Annotated in this window: 15 protein-coding genes and 2 tRNA genes; 4 read left to right on the forward strand and 13 right to left on the reverse strand. The window is 44.4% G+C overall.

The window, feature by feature from the left end; genetic code table 11:
• Positions 1-133 precede the first annotated feature (133 nt).
• From infB to rlmE, 10 genes are all read right to left on the reverse strand, one after another.
• Positions 134-2,824 carry a translation initiation factor IF-2 gene (gene infB / locus AB6E52_RS00625; RefSeq protein ID WP_017059231.1) on the reverse strand — a complete coding sequence of 897 codons (2,691 nt, stop codon included), beginning with the start codon at positions 2,822-2,824 and terminating at the stop codon, positions 134-136.
• A gap of 22 nt (positions 2,825-2,846) precedes the next feature.
• Positions 2,847-4,334, reverse strand: a complete 1,488-nt coding sequence (gene nusA / locus AB6E52_RS00630; RefSeq protein WP_017059230.1) for a transcription termination factor NusA — start codon at positions 4,332-4,334, stop codon at positions 2,847-2,849.
• A 35-nt stretch (positions 4,335-4,369) separates the two neighbouring features.
• Positions 4,370-4,825, reverse strand: a complete 456-nt coding sequence (gene rimP / locus AB6E52_RS00635; protein WP_004738265.1) for a ribosome maturation factor RimP — start codon at positions 4,823-4,825, stop codon at positions 4,370-4,372.
• 234 nt (positions 4,826-5,059) lie between these two features.
• Positions 5,060-5,136 (reverse strand) — tRNA-Met (locus AB6E52_RS00640).
• A gap of 53 nt (positions 5,137-5,189) precedes the next feature.
• Positions 5,190-5,274: transfer RNA gene (locus AB6E52_RS00645), tRNA-Leu, on the reverse strand.
• Between the two features lie 16 nt (positions 5,275-5,290).
• Complete coding sequence (gene secG / locus AB6E52_RS00650) at positions 5,291-5,623, reverse strand: preprotein translocase subunit SecG (RefSeq protein ID WP_017059392.1); 333 nt, start codon at positions 5,621-5,623, stop codon at positions 5,291-5,293.
• A 294-nt stretch (positions 5,624-5,917) separates the two neighbouring features.
• Positions 5,918-7,258 carry a phosphoglucosamine mutase gene (gene glmM, locus AB6E52_RS00655; protein WP_017059393.1) on the reverse strand — a complete coding sequence of 447 codons (1,341 nt, stop codon included), beginning with the start codon at positions 7,256-7,258 and terminating at the stop codon, positions 5,918-5,920.
• Between the two features lie 21 nt (positions 7,259-7,279).
• Positions 7,280-8,110: a dihydropteroate synthase gene (folP, locus tag AB6E52_RS00660; protein WP_102319906.1), complete on the reverse strand. Its 831-nt coding sequence runs from the start codon at positions 8,108-8,110 to the stop codon at positions 7,280-7,282.
• An 88-nt stretch (positions 8,111-8,198) separates the two neighbouring features.
• Entirely contained in the window at positions 8,199-10,166 is a 1,968-nt protein-coding gene (gene ftsH, locus AB6E52_RS00665; RefSeq protein WP_017068905.1) for an ATP-dependent zinc metalloprotease FtsH, read from the reverse strand.
• Between the two features lie 107 nt (positions 10,167-10,273).
• Positions 10,274-10,903 carry a 23S rRNA (uridine(2552)-2'-O)-methyltransferase RlmE gene (gene rlmE / locus AB6E52_RS00670; protein ID WP_017059396.1) on the reverse strand — a complete coding sequence of 210 codons (630 nt, stop codon included), beginning with the start codon at positions 10,901-10,903 and terminating at the stop codon, positions 10,274-10,276.
• A gap of 114 nt (positions 10,904-11,017) precedes the next feature.
• Here rlmE and yhbY point away from each other — a divergent pair, with 114 nt between their 5' ends.
• Positions 11,018-11,314, forward strand: a complete 297-nt coding sequence (gene yhbY, locus AB6E52_RS00675; RefSeq protein ID WP_004738252.1) for a ribosome assembly RNA-binding protein YhbY — start codon at positions 11,018-11,020, stop codon at positions 11,312-11,314.
• A 125-nt stretch (positions 11,315-11,439) separates the two neighbouring features.
• Here the strand turns inward: yhbY and greA are convergent, their stop codons facing one another.
• On the reverse strand, positions 11,440-11,913 hold the full coding sequence (greA, locus tag AB6E52_RS00680; RefSeq protein ID WP_017059397.1) for a transcription elongation factor GreA: 474 nt from the start codon (positions 11,911-11,913) through the stop codon (positions 11,440-11,442).
• Positions 11,914-12,426: 513 nt separating this feature from the next.
• Between greA and AB6E52_RS00685 the strand changes: the two genes are divergently transcribed.
• On the forward strand, positions 12,427-13,506 hold the full coding sequence (locus AB6E52_RS00685; RefSeq protein ID WP_102319905.1) for a porin: 1,080 nt from the start codon (positions 12,427-12,429) through the stop codon (positions 13,504-13,506).
• A 111-nt stretch (positions 13,507-13,617) separates the two neighbouring features.
• Positions 13,618-15,051, forward strand: coding sequence for a serine-type D-Ala-D-Ala carboxypeptidase (gene dacB, locus AB6E52_RS00690; RefSeq protein ID WP_102319904.1), 1,434 nt, complete (start codon positions 13,618-13,620; stop codon positions 15,049-15,051).
• A 110-nt stretch (positions 15,052-15,161) separates the two neighbouring features.
• Here dacB and AB6E52_RS00695 read toward each other — a convergent pair whose 3' ends face one another.
• Together AB6E52_RS00695 and tyrS are read right to left on the reverse strand one after the other, a co-directional pair.
• Positions 15,162-16,007: a magnesium transporter gene (locus AB6E52_RS00695; protein ID WP_017068902.1), complete on the reverse strand. Its 846-nt coding sequence runs from the start codon at positions 16,005-16,007 to the stop codon at positions 15,162-15,164.
• A gap of 381 nt (positions 16,008-16,388) precedes the next feature.
• Positions 16,389-17,576, reverse strand: a complete 1,188-nt coding sequence (gene tyrS, locus AB6E52_RS00700; protein WP_102319902.1) for a tyrosine--tRNA ligase — start codon at positions 17,574-17,576, stop codon at positions 16,389-16,391.
• A 129-nt stretch (positions 17,577-17,705) separates the two neighbouring features.
• On the opposite strand from tyrS, the gene AB6E52_RS00705 reads away from it, so the two are divergent.
• Complete coding sequence (locus AB6E52_RS00705) at positions 17,706-18,995, forward strand: peptidoglycan DD-metalloendopeptidase family protein (protein WP_102319901.1); 1,290 nt, start codon at positions 17,706-17,708, stop codon at positions 18,993-18,995.
• Positions 18,996-19,057: the final 62 nt, after the last annotated feature.

Here is a 19,057-nt window from a genome sequence, read left to right on the forward strand (position 1 = left end):
TTCTTTTCTCACTTAGAAAGATGGGGGGCTTGGTAATAACCAGCCCCCCATGGTGTATTCAACAACCGATTACTTATTACCTTTACTAGTAATGTTAGTAACCTTAGTCAATATGTCGAGTCGTACAGACTGATTAGTCTAGAGTACGTTTAACCTCAACGATTTCGAATACTTCGATCTGGTCACCAACGCGAACGTCGTTGTAGTTCTTAACGCCGACACCACACTCGTAACCGTTCTTAACTTCTTGAACGTCATCTTTAAAGCGACGAAGTGACTCTAGTTCACCTTCGTAGATAACAACGTTTTCACGAAGTACACGGATTGGGTTGCTACGCTTAATCGTACCTTCAGTCACGATACAACCAGCGATTGCACCAAGTTTAGGCGACTTAAATACGTCACGAACTTGTGCAAGACCAATGATCTCTTGACGGAATTCAGGAGCAAGCATACCGCCCATCGCCTGTTTAACTTCGTCAATTAGTTGGTAAATGATTGAGTAGTAACGTAGATCTAGGTTTTCGTTCTGAACCGTGTTACGCGCAGTTGCGTCAGCACGAACGTTGAAACCAAGGATGATAGCGTTAGAAGCTGCAGCAAGCGTTGCATCAGTTTCAGTAATACCACCAACACCAGAACCTACGATGTTCACTTTCACTTCGTCAGTTGACAGTTTCAGTAGAGAGTCAGCAATCGCTTCTACAGAACCTTGAACGTCAGCTTTAAGTACCACGTTAAGCTCAGCAACTTCGCCAGCCGTCATGTTCGCGAACATGTTCTCTAGTTTCGCTTTTTGTTGGCGAGCTAGTTTAACATCACGGAATTTACCTTGACGGTAGTTCGCAACTTCACGCGCTTTACGCTCATCACGTACAACAGTCGCTTCATCGCCTGACGAAGGAACACCAGAAAGACCTAGAATTTCTACAGGAATAGATGGACCTGCAGTTTCGATGTCTTTACCGTTTTCATCACGCATTGCACGAACACGGCCGTACTCTTGACCACAAAGAACGATATCGCCTTTGTTTAGAGTACCAGACTGTACTAGTACTGTTGCAACTGGACCACGACCTTTATCAAGACGAGATTCAACAACAACACCAGACGCCATGCCTTCTTTAACCGCTGTAAGTTCAAGAACTTCAGACTGAAGAAGGATAGCTTCTAGAAGACCATCGATGTTTGTACCCTGTTTAGCAGAGATGTGAACGAAGATGTTCTCACCACCCCATTCTTCAGGGATAACGTCGTATTGAGCTAGCTCATTCTTAACGTTGTCTGGGTTTGCACCCTCTTTATCGATCTTGTTCACAGCAACAATCAGAGGAACGCCTGCCGCTTTCGCGTGCTGGATTGCTTCGATTGTTTGTGGCATTACGCCATCGTCTGCTGCAACTACAAGTACAACGATATCTGTCGCTTGAGCACCACGAGCACGCATAGCGGTAAACGCCGCGTGTCCAGGAGTATCAAGGAAAGTGATCATGCCGTTGTCAGTATCTACGTGGTAAGCACCAATGTGCTGCGTGATACCGCCAGCTTCCCCAGAAGCAACGTGTGCTTTACGAATGTAGTCAAGTGTTGAAGTTTTACCGTGGTCAACGTGACCCATGATAGTAACAACAGGAGCACGACCTTCAGCGATAGCATCGCTATCACGGTCAGCTAGTACTGCTTCTTCAAGTTCGTTTTCTTTACGTAGGATTACCTTGTGACCCATTTCTTCAGCAACAAGTTGTGCTGTTTCTTGGTCGATCACTTGGTTGATAGTCGCCATAGCGCCCATCTTCATCATTACTTTGATAACTTCAGTTGCTTTAACTGACATTTTGCTAGCCAGTTCAGAAACAACGATAGTTTCGCCGATAGCAACGTCAGATTTAGCAACAGTTGCTGACTTATCGAAGCCTTGCTGCATTGAAGTTGGTTTAGCAAGCTTACCTTTACCGCCACGACCACGTTGGTTACGACCACCACGGTTGTTTGCAGGTTGGTTAGCAGGAGCTGCTTTCTTCTTGCGACGACGAGGTGCTTTCTCATCTTTCTTATCTGCCGCATCTTCAGCTTCACGAGCGTAAGTAGAAGTAGTCACATGGTAATCCGCAGATTTCTCTTGCTCTTTCTTCTTCTTCTCTTCTTCAGACCAACGTTCTTGGTTCTCTTCTGCTAACTTACGAGCTTCTTCAACAAGCTTAGCTGCTTCAGCTTCTGCTTTACGAGTTGCTTCTAGCTCTTGACGAGCTTTAAGTTCATCCGCTTCTTTTTTCGCTTGTGCGTTAGCGTCTGCATTTTTTGAATTCATGTCTTTTTTAGCCTTTTCAGCTTGTGCGCGTTGAGCCTTCTCTTCAGCTTCACGTTTTGCATCCGCTTCACGTGTTACTTTTTCTTCGGCTTCGCGCTGTGCTTTCTCTGCAGCATCACGTTTCGCTTGCTCTTCAGCATCGCGTTGTGCTTTCTCTTCCGCTTCACGATTAGCTACTTCCTCAGCTTCACGTTTCGCTTCATCTTCAATAGTGCTGCGCTTCACGTAAGTACGCTTTTTACGTACCTCTACTTGAACATCCTTACTCTTACCGCCTCCAGCGGCAACACTTAGCGTGCTGCGGGTCTTGCGTTGAAGAGTTAAACGAGTCGGTTCTGTTTCGCCTGAAGTATCGCCGTGCTCCTTTTTAAGGTGCGTTAGCAATGTTTGCTTCTCTGAATCAGTCACTTGATCCGACCCTGCTTTCTTCATGCCTGCATCAGCAAGTTGTTCAATTAAGCGGTCAACTGGCGTACCAATCTCTTCACTCAGTGCTTTAACTGTTAATTGTGTCATACCGCTTTCTCTCCTTGCTGAATTATTCTTCGTCGCCGAACCAACAGATGTTACGCGCAGCCATAATTAGCTCGCCTGCACGCTCTGCAGTTAGGTCTTCGATGCCTTCTAGTTCATCAACGCCTTGGTCAGCTAGGTCTTCCAGTGTCGCAACGCCTTTTGCTGCTAGCTTGTAAGCCATTTCACGCTCAAGACCTTCAAGTGCAAGTAAGTCTTCAGCAGGCTCAACACCGTCGAAAGTTTCTTCTTTCGCTAGCGCTAGAGTAGTCAGTGCGTCTTTTGCGCGGTTACGTAGTTCTTCAACGATACCTTCGTCTAGACCGTCTACTTCAAGAAGCTCGTTCACAGGAACGTATGCTACTTCTTCAAGCGTAGAGAAGCCTTCTTCAACAAGCATTTGAGCAAAGTCTTCTTCAATGTCTAGGTGCTTCATGAAGTTTTCAATAGAAGCAACTGCTTCTTCTTGGTGCTTCTTCTCAAGATCAGCAACAGTCATTACGTTCAGTTCCCAACCAGTAAGTTGAGACGCTAGACGTACGTTTTGACCGCTACGGCCAATCGCTTGTGCTAGGTTATCCGCTTCAACAGCGATATCCATAGAGTGTGCGTCTTCATCAACGATGATTGAAGCAACATCAGCAGGAGCCATTGCGTTGATTACGAATTGAGCCGGGTTATCATCCCAAAGAACGATATCAATACGCTCACCACCAAGATCGTTAGAAACAGCTTGTACACGTGCGCCACGCATACCAACACACGCACCAACTGGGTCAATACGTTTGTCGTTTGTTTTCACAGCGATTTTAGCACGAGAACCAGCGTCACGTGCAGCACCTTTAAGTTCAATTAGCTCTTCACCAATCTCAGGCACTTCAACACGGAATAGTTCAGCTAGCATTTCTGGCTTCGAACGAGTAACGAAAAGCTGGAAACCACGAGCTTCTGGTTTAACTGCGTAAAGAAGACCACGAACACGGTCACCTGGACGGAAGTTTTCACGAGGAAGTTGGTCATCACGAAGGATTACCGCTTCAGCGTTGTTACCTAGGTCTAGAATAATAGTGTCACGGTTAACTTTCTTAACTGCGCCAGTTACTAGCTCGCCTTCGTTATCGATGAACTGCTCAACGATTTGAGCGCGTTCAGCTTCACGTACTTTCTGTACGATAACTTGCTTAGCCGTTTGAGTCGTAATACGGTCAAACGTTACTGATTCGATATCATCTTCAATGAAACCGCCAAGTTCGATCTCTGGGTCATCGTACTTTGCAGCTTCAATAGAGATTTCTTTTGTTGGGAATTCAACTTCCTCAACAGCTTCCCAACGACGGAAAGTTTCGAAATCACCCGTTTTACGGTCAATTTCAACACGAACTTCAATTTCTAGTTCGCTTTTCTTTTTTGTTGCCGTTGCAAGCGCGATTTCAAGCGCTTCAAAAATACGCTCACGAGGAACTGCTTTCTCATTTGAAACAGCTTCTACTACCGCCAAAATTTCTTTGTTCATTAATCTAGCCTCTTAAGCTCTTCTCTCTAGGAGAACTAAAATTTAGGGATCAGGTTAGCTTTCGCAATATTGCTCAGGACGAATTCTTCTTCTTGTCCTTCAACCAATACTTTCACTGTCTCGCCTTCGATAGATTGGATATCACCTTTCCATTTACGACGGTTGCCGACAGCCATTTTCAAAACGATGCTTACCTCGTGACCAATAAATTGTTGGTAATGCTCTGCTTTGAACAGTGGTCTCTCTAAACCTGGTGAAGACACTTCAAGGTTATAAGCCACTGAAATTGGATCTTCAACGTCCATTACGGCACTTACTTGGTGGCTAACTTCAGCGCAATCATCTACATTGATACCGTTTGGTGAATCGATGTAAATACGTAGCGTTGAGTGCTCACCAGCACGAATAAATTCTAATCCAACTAACTCATAACCTGATGCTGCTACTGGAGCGTCAAGCATTTCAGTAAGTTGTCTTTCTAAACCAGTCATTTAACCACTCCAGAAACAAAAAAAGGGCTCAAAGCCCAATTTAAATTCCAAGCAAACATTATCTAAATACATTTACAAATGCTTAGATAACAAAAAACCCCGTATAAGCCGGGGTTTTTGTTGCTGGACCCTTATATGTTAAGTGCCATCACATTCGATATCGCACCTAACTCACAGTGAGGTTCACACTGTGCAAACTTGCTACCAATACAAGCTATATAATAGCATTGAAATTGGTTGCGGGAGCCGGATTTGAACCGACGACCTTCGGGTTATGAGCCCGACGAGCTACCAAACTGCTCCATCCCGCGTCCGACTTGCGAGCATTATACGCCCAACAAGATGTTTTACAAGTTTGTAAACATGGTGCCGAGAGAGGGACTCGAACCCTCACACCCTAAGGCACTAGCACCTCATGCTAGCGTGTCTACCAATTTCACCATCTCGGCATCAAATCTTTACAGATTATTGTGGAATTTCGTCGCCTTGCGCCGGAACTTCACTCACTGCATCATCAGCTTGTTGAATCACCTGACCTTGGGTCGGGTCAATCCATTGTGACTCAGTTTTATGTGTAGACATATTACCAAGCACTAAGCTAAGGATAAAAAATGTAGTTGCAAAAATTGCAGTCATTCGGGTAAGGAAATTTCCTGAGCCACCAGCACCAAACACAGTGTTTGAAGCGCCAGCACCGAAAGAGGCTCCCATATCTGCGCCTTTACCTTGTTGAATCAACACTAGGCCAATTACACCAAGCGCTGCCAACAGGTAAATCACAAGTAGAACTGTAAACATTTTTCCACCTATGTTCCTAATTGTTGAGCCAGCGCCGTTCAAAAAACTATTTTTAAGAACAAGGCTAGCGACCTCCTAACTGAAGGCCGAGCAATACTAGCGAATGCGACGATGGCTGACAAGGAGAATTTGCTAAAAAATAAGCCTTTACCAAGTGAATGGTCAAAAAAAGGTCAAAAGCGACACAAAACTCATTTACGTATCTTTTGACCGTTATATCTTTTGACCGTGATATAAGTCAACCACTTCTAATCACAGGCGCTATTCGCTGCGCCAGCTAAGTAAAAGGTTAAATTAGCAGTTTGCTTTTACTGCATCTGCAATCTTAAGCGCTGATGCTTGAACAAGCTCTGCATCTTCGCCTTCAACCATGACACGCAGTAGTGGCTCGGTACCAGACTTGCGTAATAGCACACGACCTTTCTCGCCAAGCTCAGCTTCTACTTCAACAACCGCTGCTTTTACCGCTTCAGCTTCCAATGGGTTTGAATCTCCGCTGAAACGAACGTTTTCTAGAACTTGAGGGTATAACGTCATGCCCTGAGACAGCTCATTCAGCGTCATTTCACTATCAACAACTGAAGCCAACACTTGCAGAGCAGCAACGATAGCATCACCCGTCGTCACTTTATCTAGTAGGATAACGTGCCCCGAGTTTTCAGCGCCGATCTTCCAGCCTTTAGCAAGAAGCTGTTCCATTACGTAACGGTCACCAACAGCAGCACGTACAAACGGAATACCTAACTGCTTAAGGCCGTTTTCCATACCCAGGTTGGTCATTAGTGTACCAACAACGCCGCCTTTCAACTCACCGCGACGCAGTGCATCACGAGCAATAATGTAAGCGATTTGGTCGCCATCAACTTTGTTGCCTAGCTCGTCAACCATGATGATACGGTCACCATCACCATCAAAGCCAAGACCTAATGCCGCTTTTTCTTCAAGCACTTTTGCTTGCAGAGCACGTACATCCGTCGCACCGACTTCGTGGTTGATGTTAGTACCGTTTGGCTCAACACCAATCGCAACGACCTCAGCACCCAGTTCTTTAAATACAGCAGGCGCAATGTGGTAAGTCGCACCATGTGCACAATCGATAACGATCTTCATGCCAGCTAATGTCATTTTATGTGGGAACGTACTTTTACAGAACTCGATGTAACGGCCAGCCGCATCGTTCAAACGTACTGCTTTACCTAGCTCTGAAGAATCAACACATTCGATGTCTTTATCCAACTCTGCTTCAATTGCCAACTCGATATCGTCCGGCAGTTTTGTTCCCTCAGAAGAGAAGAACTTGATACCGTTATCGTAGTATGGGTTGTGTGATGCAGAGATAACGATCCCTGCTTCAGCGCGGAAGGTTTGAGTTAGGTAAGCCACAGCAGGTGTTGGCATTGGGCCAGTAAACGTAGCCTGAAGACCAGCAGCAGCAAGGCCAGCTTCTAGCGCTGACTCAAGCATGTAACCAGAGATACGAGTATCTTTACCAATGATGACTTTCTTTGTGCCTTGCTTCGCAAGAACACGACCCGCAGCCCAGCCAAGCTTCAGAACAAAATCAGGTGTAATCGGGTACTGGCCTACTTTGCCACGTACACCATCTGTGCCGAAGTAACGTCTCTTATCAGACATATTGATTTTCCTTAATTATGATTAGTGATTGTTATTCATCACTTCGATTATCTTCATCGCTTCCAATGTATCTTCAACATCATGAACGCGAATAATTTGTGCGCCTTTGATTGCAGCAATGGTAGCGCAAGTGACGCTAGCAACCATGCAATCTGCTGGAGCTTTGTCTAGTAGCTTAAAGATCATCGACTTTCTCGACATCCCCGCTAAGACTGGCAACCCAAGCCTGTGAAACTTTTCAAGGTGCGCTAATAGGTGGTAATTATGCTCAATGGTTTTACCAAAACCAAAACCAGGATCCAGAATCAGCTGATCTTTTGATATACCAACAGCCTCACAAGCCTCCACCCTTTCTTTTAAGAACGCTTCAACATCCATTAGGACATCATCGTAATTAGGGTTAGCTTGCATGGTTCTTGGCTGACCTTTCATGTGCATCAGGCAAACGGGCACATTAGCATCGGCGGCCGCTTCTAAAGCTCCGGGCTCTTGCAGTGCGCGCACATCATTGATCAAATCAGCCCCCGCTTCAACGGCTTGGCGCATCACTTCAGCTTTACTGGTATCAATGGAGATCCACACATCAAACTTAGCGCGAATTGCTTTAATGGCAGGAATAACGCGAGCGAGCTCTTCTTCTAAAGGAACGTCAGGCGCTCCCGGGCGAGTTGATTCACCACCAATGTCAATAATGCTAACACCAGCTTGAATCATTCGCTCTGCTTGCAGTAAAGCATTATCTAATGAATTGAATTTTCCGCCATCAGAGAAAGAGTCAGGCGTAACATTGAGGATACCCATCACATGTGGGCGGTCTAAAACGAGCGTTTTATTATGTGCTTTTAATATCATGGAAGGTGGGTCTTAAAGGTAAAAACATCTAGGGCTAGAAACAGAAAAACCCTGAGCGTACTCAGGGTTTTAATTTATAACTTAGCGATTAAGAATCTTTGTTTTGAGCATCATCTGTTTCAGATTTAACTTCTTCAACTTTCGACTCTTCAGCTTTTGGTTCCGCTTTAGCTTCTTCTGCCTTAGCTTCAGGTTTTGCTTCTTCCTTTGTAGGTTCAGCTTTTACCTGATCACCCCAACCAGCTGGATCACGAATCTCTTGCTTACGCTCCATCAAGTCATCAATTTGACCTGCATCGATCGTTTCGAACTTCATTAGAGCGTCTTTCATCGAATGCATGATATCCATGTTATCTTCAAGAATCTTCTTAGCTCTATCGTAGTTACGGTCGATAAGGATACGAATCTCTTCATCGATAAGCTTAGTCGTGTCATCAGAAACGTGCTTAGCTTGGCTCATGCCGCGACCTAGGAAAACTTCACCTTCTTCTTCTGCGTAAAGAAGAGGACCCAATTTCTCAGAGAAGCCCCACTGCGTAACCATCTTACGAGCAATATCAGTTGCACGTTCGATATCGTTAGACGCACCAGTTGACACTTTGTCTTTACCGTAAATAAGTTCTTCAGCAAGACGACCACCGTACAGGCTAGAAATCATAGACTCTAGATGTTGGCGAGACATGCTCACACGATCTTGCTCTGGCAAGTACATGGTTACACCAAGCGCACGACCACGTGGAATGATTGACACCTTGTACACTGGATCGTGTTCAGGTACCAAACGACCAACAATTGCGTGACCCGCTTCGTGGTAAGCCGTTGACTCTTTCACTTCTTCAGACATAACCATTGAACGGCGCTCTGCACCCATCATAATTTTGTCTTTCGCAAGTTCAAACTCAACCATAGATACATTGCGCTTGTTACCACGAGCAGCAAATAGCGCCGCTTCGTTCACAAGGTTCGCAAGATCTGCACCAGAGAAGCCTGGAGTACCACGAGCGATCAGCGACGGTTCAACATCACCTGATAGTGGCACTTTACGCATGTGTACTTTAAGAATCTGTTCACGACCACGTACATCCGGTAGACCAACCACAACTTGACGGTCAAAACGACCAGGACGAAGTAATGCAGGGTCTAGTACGTCTGGACGGTTAGTCGCAGCGATAACGATAATACCTTCGTTACCTTCGAAACCATCCATCTCAACCAACATTTGGTTCAGTGTTTGTTCACGTTCATCGTGACCACCACCAACACCAGCGCCACGTTGACGACCTACAGCATCAATTTCATCGATAAAGATGATACAAGGTGCCGCTTTCTTCGCTTGTTCGAACATATCACGCACACGAGATGCACCAACACCAACAAACATTTCAACGAAGTCAGAACCAGAGATAGTAAAGAACGGTACTTTCGCTTCACCGGCAATCGCTTTTGCAAGCAATGTTTTACCCGTACCAGGAGGACCAACCAACAGGATACCTGTCGGGATCTTACCACCTAGCTTTTGGAAGCGGCTTGGGTCACGAAGGTAGTCCACAAGCTCTTTCACGTCTTCTTTTGCTTCGTCACAACCAGCAACATCAGCAAACATGGTTTTGATTTGTTCTTCGCTCATCATTCGAGCTTTACTCTTACCGAAAGACATCGCGCCTTTACCGCCGCCGCCGCCTTGCATTTGACGCATGAAGAAAATCCATACACCAATCAGTAAGATCATTGGGAACCATGAGATGAAGATAGTGCCAAGCAGGCTCTGCTCTTCAGGTGGTGTACCCTGAACTTTTACGTTTTGATTAATTAAGTCATCAAGTAGCTTTTGATCATAAACAGGCATGTAAGTTACATACTTAGAACCACCACCACGACGTGTGAAAGTGATTTCGCTGTTATTGAACTGTGCGTCTTGAATCTGGCCTTGGCCAACTTCCTGTACAAACGTGGTGTAATCTACTGCTCTGCCGTTACTTTCCCCAGGGCCGAAGCTCTGGAATACCGACATCAACACTACCGCGATAACAAGCCACAGAATTAAATTTTTTGCCATGTCACTCAAGGTGTAAGCCTCTCGATAACTAATTGTAATTAAAGGTAGGGTACTACAGTTTGTAACCTGTAGCCATGTTGTTAACTCTCACTCTTGGAAGAGAATCGTTAACCTTTGTAACCAGTGGCTACGATAAACACTTCACGAGATCGAGCTCGAGAAGAGTCGGGTTTTCTAACTTTTACTGTTTTAAACATCTCGCGGACGTCCTTAACGTATTGGTCAAACCCTTCGCCTTGGAATACTTTTACAACAAAACTACCATTGGTAGCTAGAACTTGTCGACACATATCCAAAGCTAATTCAACTAAATACATAGCTCTTGGCTGATCCACAGAATTGTTGCCTGCTATATTAGGTGCCATATCTGACATCACGACATCAACCATGTTTGGTTGTATACGTTCCAACAAGGCATCTAGCACAGCTTCTTCGCGGAAATCGCCTTGTAAAAAGCTAACACCAGCAATCGGATCCATTGGTAACAAGTCACACGCAATGATTTGTCCGTTGTCTCCAACAATCTTAGCAGCATATTGAGACCAACCGCCAGGTGCTGCACCCAAATCCACAATGGTCATCCCAGGAGACAGCAATTTATCTTTCGTTTGAATCTCTTCCATTTTGAAATAAGCACGTGAACGATAGCCTTTCTTTCTTGCTTCATTTGCGTACTTGTCGTCGAAGTGTTCCTTCAACCAACGGCCTGAACTGGCCGAGTGTTTCTGTTTGCTCATTGGATACCTAAATTGGAGGAAAGTACTAATTGCTGAATAAATTATAGTCTTCAGCTTTAGATGGCGTTAAAATAGGTTTTTTCAACCCTAATAGTAAAGAAAATTGGCCGCGTAATGAACCTAAGTACCAAACAAAAGCAGCATCTAAAGGGCCTAGCTCACAGTTTAAAACCTGTTGTGCTAATGGGCGCAAATGGACTTACTGAAGCTGTTCTAGCGGAAATCGAATTAGCTCTAGACCACCACGAACTGATCAAGATTAAAGTTGCATCAGAAGACCGTGAGACTAAGCAACTGATTATCGATGCAATTGTACGTGAAACTAAAGCTGAGAAAGTACAGACTATCGGTAAAGTTCTAGTACTGTTCCGCCAGTCAGAAGCACGTAAAATCGAGATTCCACGTAAATAAGCGAGTTTGATATAAGCTAACTTCACTAATAGGAAGCCACAGCGCTTATCTTTTAGTGTAGCGTGAGAAACGAAAAAGGTCGCATTTAGCGACCTTTTTACTTATCAGAAACAAAGAAAATTCAATTAGATATATTCTACTTTGTCGATTTCGAAGTCTTTGTCACCACCAGGGGTAGAGATCATGACTTCGTCGCCTTCCATTTTACCGATAAGACCGCGAGCAATTGGCGATTTCACAGAAATGCGACCCGTTTTGATGTCTGCTTCGTCTTCTGAAACGATTTGGTAGCGGAACTCATCATCGGTATCCACATCAATCAGTGTCACTGTCGTACCAAAGATAATCTTGCCCGTATTATCCATTTGCGTTACATCGATGATCTGAGCCAGTGATAGCTTATATTCAATATCACGGATCTGAGCTTCACAAATACCCTGCTCTTCACGAGCGGCGTGGTATTCAGCATTCTCTTTCAGGTCACCTAGTTCACGTGCTTCACCAATAGCTGCTGAGATAACAGGGCGTAGCTTAAGTAGGCGATCTAATTCGTCACGTAGCTGCTGAGCGCCACGTACTGTCATTGGAACCTTTTCCATTTTTTACCTCTATGCCAAAGCTTTCTTTGGCCAACATAAATACACCCAACGTATTTATTGGGTAGTAGAAACAAAACGATTTGGCTTAGTGTAAACAAACTTTATGGCTAAATCATCTTTATTCCACTTTGCGTTATAAAAGCTGTATCTAGGTCTAAATTACAGATATCACAAAAATGAATAATAACGCCCCAATCAATAAGACAACAAGAAAATACCTAAAAAAACAAAAAACAAACAAAATAAACACAGATCACACTTTTATAAAAGACACATTAAAACAACAACTTAAATAACAACAAATATAATAAAACAGTGTTCATTTTTTGGTTTTATATCATTTTACTAACTGGCTATGGAACTTTAGAGGTAAAACGTAACCCATGGATTGCACTGGCATTTTTCAGACTTCTGTTCTAATCATGATTATGAAGCCTGATTAATAGAGGCAATACACAAAAGGGTTCAAATCCTTAATAAAACTTCTATGGACAGTAATTAGGAAATAATAACATGAACAAGACTATGATCGCGCTTGCTGTATCTGCTGCAGCTCTTGCTACTAACGCAGTGGCAGCCGACGGTAAACAAGCTGGTGATATTGCCGGTACTTCTGTATACAGCTCAAACGGCACTTCTCTAGAGATCGGTGGTCGTGCAGAAGCTCGTCTATCGATGAAAGATGGCAAAGCTGACGACAAATCACGTGTACGTCTTAACTTCCTAGGTAAAGTTGAAATCCAAGACGGCCTATACGGTGTGGGTTTCTACGAAGGCGAATTCACAACTGCTGAAAACGGCGGCTCTACTGATAACAACGACGGCGACATCACTAACCGTTACACATACGCTGGTATCGGCGGTACATTCGGTGAAGTAACTTACGGTAAAAACGACGGTGCGCTAGGCGTAATCACTGACTTTACCGATATCATGTCTTACCACGGTAACTCTGCTGCAGACAAAATCGCAGTAGCTGATCGTTCAGACAACATGCTTTCTTACAAAGGCCAATTCCAAGACCTAGGCCTAAAAGCAAGCTACCGCTTTGCTGACCGTTCTGAAACTAGCGGTGAGTTCAACGACAACGGTAAAGATGGCTACTCTCTATCTGCTATCTACGCAATCGGTGATTCTGGCGTTAAGCTAGGTGCTGGTTACGCAGACCAAGATCAATCTAATGAATACATGCTTTCTGCATCTTACCGCATGAGCAACTTCTACTTCGCTGGTGTATTTACTGATGGTGAAAAACAAGCAGTTTTTGAAGATGCACAAGGTGACGTTTTTGAGTACAGCAACAAATCTGTAGACTACACAGGTTACGAATTTGCAACTGCATACACGCTAGATAAGACAGCGTTTACTCTAACGTACAACAACGCAGAAACTGACGGTGAAACTTCTGCAGATAACGTTGCAATTGATGCAACTTATTACTTCAAGCCTAACTTCCGTACTTACATCTCGTACAACTTCAACCTAATCTCTGAAGGCGACAAGATCGGTACAACAAACCTAGTGAAAAACGGCAAAGCAAGCTCTGCAGACGCTGAAGACGAAATCGCTCTAGGTCTACGTTACGACTTCTAATTCTGATTACCTAATTGATTAATTAGTTAATTGAGAATCAAAACGCCCGCTATCTAGCGGGCGTTTTTTATATCTGTATACTGAAAACATCAGCCATCCAAGAAATCTTCTATGCGCCTTCTATCCGCACTACTTGTATGTAGTTTTTCCATTAGCGCTTTCTCAGTTAACGCTTTCGCTTATTCACCACTAGATAAACTGCCTGATGGCAGTAGCACAAGTGTAATTTTGGCATCCCTGAAAAGCGATTCAAACAAAATGAATTCCAACAGTGATGGCTTTTACCCACCCGCTAGTACGTTAAAGCTGGTGACTGCTTTGGCGGCTAAGTTGGAGTTAGGGGATGACTTTCACTACACCACCAGCATTGTTCGTTCTGGTAATGACTCAATCATTTCATTTAGTGGCGACCCAACGCTGCAACGAGAACAGCTTAAAAGCCTTTTAGCTCAATACGCTAAGTCTCAATCCAGAACTATCAAAGGCAACTTATACCTAGATAACTCTACTTTTACGGGCTATCAGCGAGCCGTTGGCTGGCCTTGGGATATTCTAGGGGTTTGTTACAGCGCGCCTTCTAGTGCAATGACCTTGGACAGCAACTGCGCACAAGCCTCTATTTATACAAAAGATAATGGTGCGACACGCGTTTATATTCCCGCTCACTACCCGATAGACGTGACAACCACTGCCGCCACGGTAACTCGCTCTGGGCAGAAGGCGACACAATGCGACTTAGAGCTCACCACCACACCAGATAACGCTTACAAGCTCTCTGGTTGCTTAGTTGAACGTAAAAAGCCACTGCCACTCAAGTTCGCGATTCAAAATCCAGAGCTTTACACTTATCAAGTTGTTACATCGCTTCTCAAAGAACTGAAAATCGGAGTAAAAGGTGATGTGATTATTGGTAAAAAAGCGAAAGCAGACAAAACCACGTTAGTCGCTAGTCACAACTCAGAAAAGCTTCCTGAACTGCTCGATATCATGCTCAAGAAGTCAGATAACCTTATCGCAGACAATCTAACTAAAACTTTGGGTGCGACCTTTTATGTTCAACCGGGCAGTTTCAATAACGGTACTGAAGCGATTAAGCAGGTCTTGCTAACCAAGGCTAATATTGACCTCAGTAAAGCGCAGCTCGTCGATGGTTCAGGGCTATCTAGAAATAACCGAATGAGGTCACAGACCATGGCTCAAGTGCTTCGTTATATCTGGGAAAACGATCAACAGCTCAACCTGATTGAGGCTATGCCTACATCAGGCACTGATGGAACGCTCAAATACCGTCAAAGCATGAGAAAAGCACCGATTCAAGGCAACATTATCGCCAAAAGTGGTTCTCTATACGGCAGTTACAACATGGCGGGATACGGATTAGATAAAGCGGGAAAACCGAACTCTCTGTTCGTACAATTTGTTCGTGATTACTTCCCTGAAGAACAAGATCCAGACAAACAAGTGGAAGCACCAATCACCCAGTTTGAACGTGCTTTCTACAAAGATGTGGTCGAGTTCAGTCAAACACAAAGCAAATCTAAGTAATGCTTAGCTCTGTGTAAACTTCTACTTTAATAACAAAAATGGCGCTGAAGACCTTCAATCTTCAGCGCCAATTTTATTTCTCAGATGTATTTAGCTATTTTTATCAGCTTTTAAGCGATTCCTAGGAATGAGTTCACGACAGTGAAGTAGATCCACATTCCTGAGATATCCACTATCGATGCAAGTACTGGGCTCACTAACACCGCTGGATCAAGCTTAAATAGCCTAGCAACTATCGGTAACCCTCCGCCGAGTACGGTAGATATGGTCACCTGAATAAACAGCGCTACCGCAATCGCTAACGCAATCATGTTGATATCATAACCACCTGTCGATTGGTTTTCACTGAATAGCAGAATACGCCCAATCATCACTACGGCAATCGCTAGAGCTAAACAAATAGCAACTCTAAACTCTTTCCACAGAACGTTAGCCCATTGGCGTTTTTTCAACTCACCTGTGGCTAAGGCTCTGATAACCAAAGTCGCGGCTTGTGTTCCGGTGTTACCACCAGCAGCAGCAATTACCGGCATGTAGATAGCCAAAAGTACCAATTGACTGAGAATGTCTTCATACTGAGCAATGATAAGCCCTGAGACAATTCCCAATAGTGCTAACGCAATAATCCAACCGATACGCTGCCTAACGTGGCTCATGACACCAGTAGAAAGGTAGCCCTGCTGAGGTTCTACCTCTGAGTAGATCAGCCCTAGTTGGTGAGCTAGGTGTCGAGAACGCTTCTCAAAGCCCTGCTCTTCTAGCTCACTAAGTAAAGTCTGAATCGTACTAAGAGAGCATTGCCCCAGCACTAGCACCGCATCTTCAAGCGGCATTCGGTTCAAAAGGTTAATTTGTTGTTCACGTCCGTACTGTTGAAATGCATTCGATACAGCTTGGATGTCTTGCTCTGAGTACAGAGCTTCAATAGATAAAAAAGTGTTGTTCATTACCGTCATGGCGAATCTCCCGATTGGCAAAGGTAACGACCATCAAAACAAATAGCCTATAGCTAATACACCAAGAGCGTACAGCTAAGCGCACCAAGAGCTGAAAGCTACTGATGTGTCTACTTGTTAGAATCTAGTGTGTGGAAAAGAATGCGGGGGGAAACAAAGATACCCTACCTGAACGGCAGGACAATAGATCAATACCGAGACAGGTTATTCTTCTCCATTCAAACTAGGAGGATGGTCGGTATTGTTCATAAAAATCTCCAGAATTACTGTCAATTTGACAGCGCGCATAGTGTAGCAATAGGCGTTTCAAAGTTTCGTCAATTTTAAGTCAATAAAAAAGGCATCCGTGGATGCCTTTGGTTCAATTATTGATGTGCATTATTACTTAATAGTAATACGAGCAAACTTACGCTTACCTACTTGGTAAACGGCAGTACCTGCTTCAGGCACGAATTTGCTGTCTTCAATCTTCTCGCCTTCAAGCTTAGCCGCACCTTGCTTGATCATACGCATCGCATCAGAAGTCGAGTTTACAAGACCCGCTTCTTTTAGAACGTTCGCAATTGGCAGGCCTGCTTCGAATTCAAACTCCGGCATTTCATCAGGAACTTGGTTCTTAGCAAAACGGTTAACGAACTCTTGCTCAGCGGCTTCAGCATCTGCTTCACTGTGGAAACGAGCGATGATCTCTTTAGCAAGAAACACTTTAACGTCACGCGGGTTCTTACCTGCATCAACGCCAGCTTTCAGTTCCGCAACTTCTTCAAGAGGACGGAAAGACAGCAGCTCGTAGTAGCTCCACATTAGATCGTCAGAGATAGACATGATCTTACCAAACATCTCGCTTGGTGCTTCGCTAATACCGATGTAGTTATGCGCAGACTTAGACATCTTCTTAACACCGTCTAGACCAACAAGTAGTGGCATCATTAGTACCGCTTGTGGTTTTTGACCTGCTGCTTTTTGCAGTTCACGACCCATTAGAAGGTTAAACTTCTGGTCAGTACCGCCAAGCTCAACGTCGCTCTCTAGTGCAACAGAGTCGTGACCTTGTAGAAGTGGGTACATGAATTCGTGGATTGCGATCGGTTGACCACCAGCGTAACGCTTTTTGAAGTCATCACGCTCAAGCATACGAGCAACAGTTTGGTTAGAAGCAAGACGAATCATGCCTTCAGCGCCAAGCTCAGATAGCCATTCAGAGTTGAAACGAATTTGCGTCTTCGCAGGATCTAGAATCTTGAATACTTGCTCTTTGTAAGTTTCAGCATTCTTCAATACGTCTTCGCGGCTTAGCGGTGGACGTGTTGAGTTTTTACCTGATGGGTCACCAACCATTGCAGTGAAATCACCGATAAGGAATGTCACTTCATGACCAAGCTCTTGGAAAGCGCGAAGCTTGTTAAAGATAACCGTATGGCCTAGGTGGATATCTGGAGCTGTTGGATCGGCACCCAGCTTAATGCGTAAAGGACGACCTTCTTTTAGTTTTGCAATCAGTTCGTCTTCTGGAATCAGTTCTTCTACGCCACGTTTGATCTCGGCTAGTGCAGCTTCAATACTCGCCATTCTTGTTCACTCCCACAGATTTGGCAAAAATACATTAATTAGACATCTTACTTGAATAGCGATGTATTTTGAAACCAGTTACACTATTCCGTCGTCGATTTTCATAATATTTACAGAACGAACTGGAACATGTTGTCTATTTTTGCACGCCTTCCTATTTTGCACCGGGCTTTTATCGCATTTTTTAGTGCCATAATTTTCGTCGCGATTTTCTTACTCCCCGACGTCAACAGTTTGCGTGACGATTCGGGCGCTTTAGTTGTAGGAAAACATTACCCACTGACTATCAATGCCTCTGCACTTATTAGCTCAAGTGACGCTCCACCGACCGCAGTGCTCAACTGGGAGAAATACACTGTTCGCTCTGGCGAAAGTACCTCTGTTTTATTTGAACGTATTGGCCTCTCATACCGCCTGCTGATCACGCTACTCAATACCAATGATGATATTAAGAAGCAGCTGTCTAACCTAAGACCTGGTGATGTCTTGCAGTTCGGCTTTGATGAAAACAACGACCTTATTCAGTTAAAACGACAACTTAGTGCGTTTGAAAGCTTCAAGATCACTAAATCTGGCGATTCTTTCTCATCAAGTTTCGACAAAAAAGAAGTGGTCTACCAATACAATTATGCCGAAGCCAACATCACCTCTAACTTCTGGAACGCTGGTGTAAGCGCAGGTTTAACCGCAAACCAAATTATGGAACTGGCGGGCATCTTCGGTTGGGATATCGACTTTGCGTTAGATATTCGTAAGAACGACAGCTTCAAAATCTTATACCAAGAGAAAGTGGTTGAAGGTGAAGTGGTTGGTCGCGGTAAGATCATGGCAGCCGTATTCAAAAACCAAGGCGATTCATTTACCGCGGTATTGGATGATAAGAGCGGCAACTACTTCGATGAGAATGGTCGTGCGATGAAGAAGGCGTTCTTGCGCTCACCAATTGATTTTCGTCGCGTGACATCGAACTTTAACCCTACCAGGAGACACCCAGTAACCGGTAAGATTCGAGCTCACCGCGGTACTGACTACGCAGCCCCTGTTGGCACGCCTATCTGGGCAGCCGGTGACGGTATTGTTCAGAAGTCAGGTTACAACCAATTCAATGGTAACTACGTGTTCATCCGCCACAGCAACACCTACATCACCAAGTACCTGCACATGAAGCGACGTATGGTGAAAACAGGTCAGCGCGTAAAACAAGGCCAAACCATTGGTACTTTGGGCGGTACAGGCCGTGTGACTGGTCCGCACTTACATTATGAATTCTTGGTTAATGGCGTACATAAAAATGCACGTACCGTGAAATTGCCTCAATCTAAGTCGTTAACGGGTAAAGCAAAAGCAACCTTTATTGCCAACTCAGAGATTCGACTGAATAACCTAGAGCGATACGGCCAGTTACTCGCGACTAATTAGGTTAATAGCTATATAAACCAACGAAAAGAGCGCCCGTCAAGGCGCTCTTTTTTATGTTCATC

Source organism: Vibrio sp. 10N.247.311.13 (assembly GCF_041467595.1).
Lineage (GTDB): Bacteria > Pseudomonadota > Gammaproteobacteria > Enterobacterales > Vibrionaceae > Vibrio > Vibrio crassostreae_C.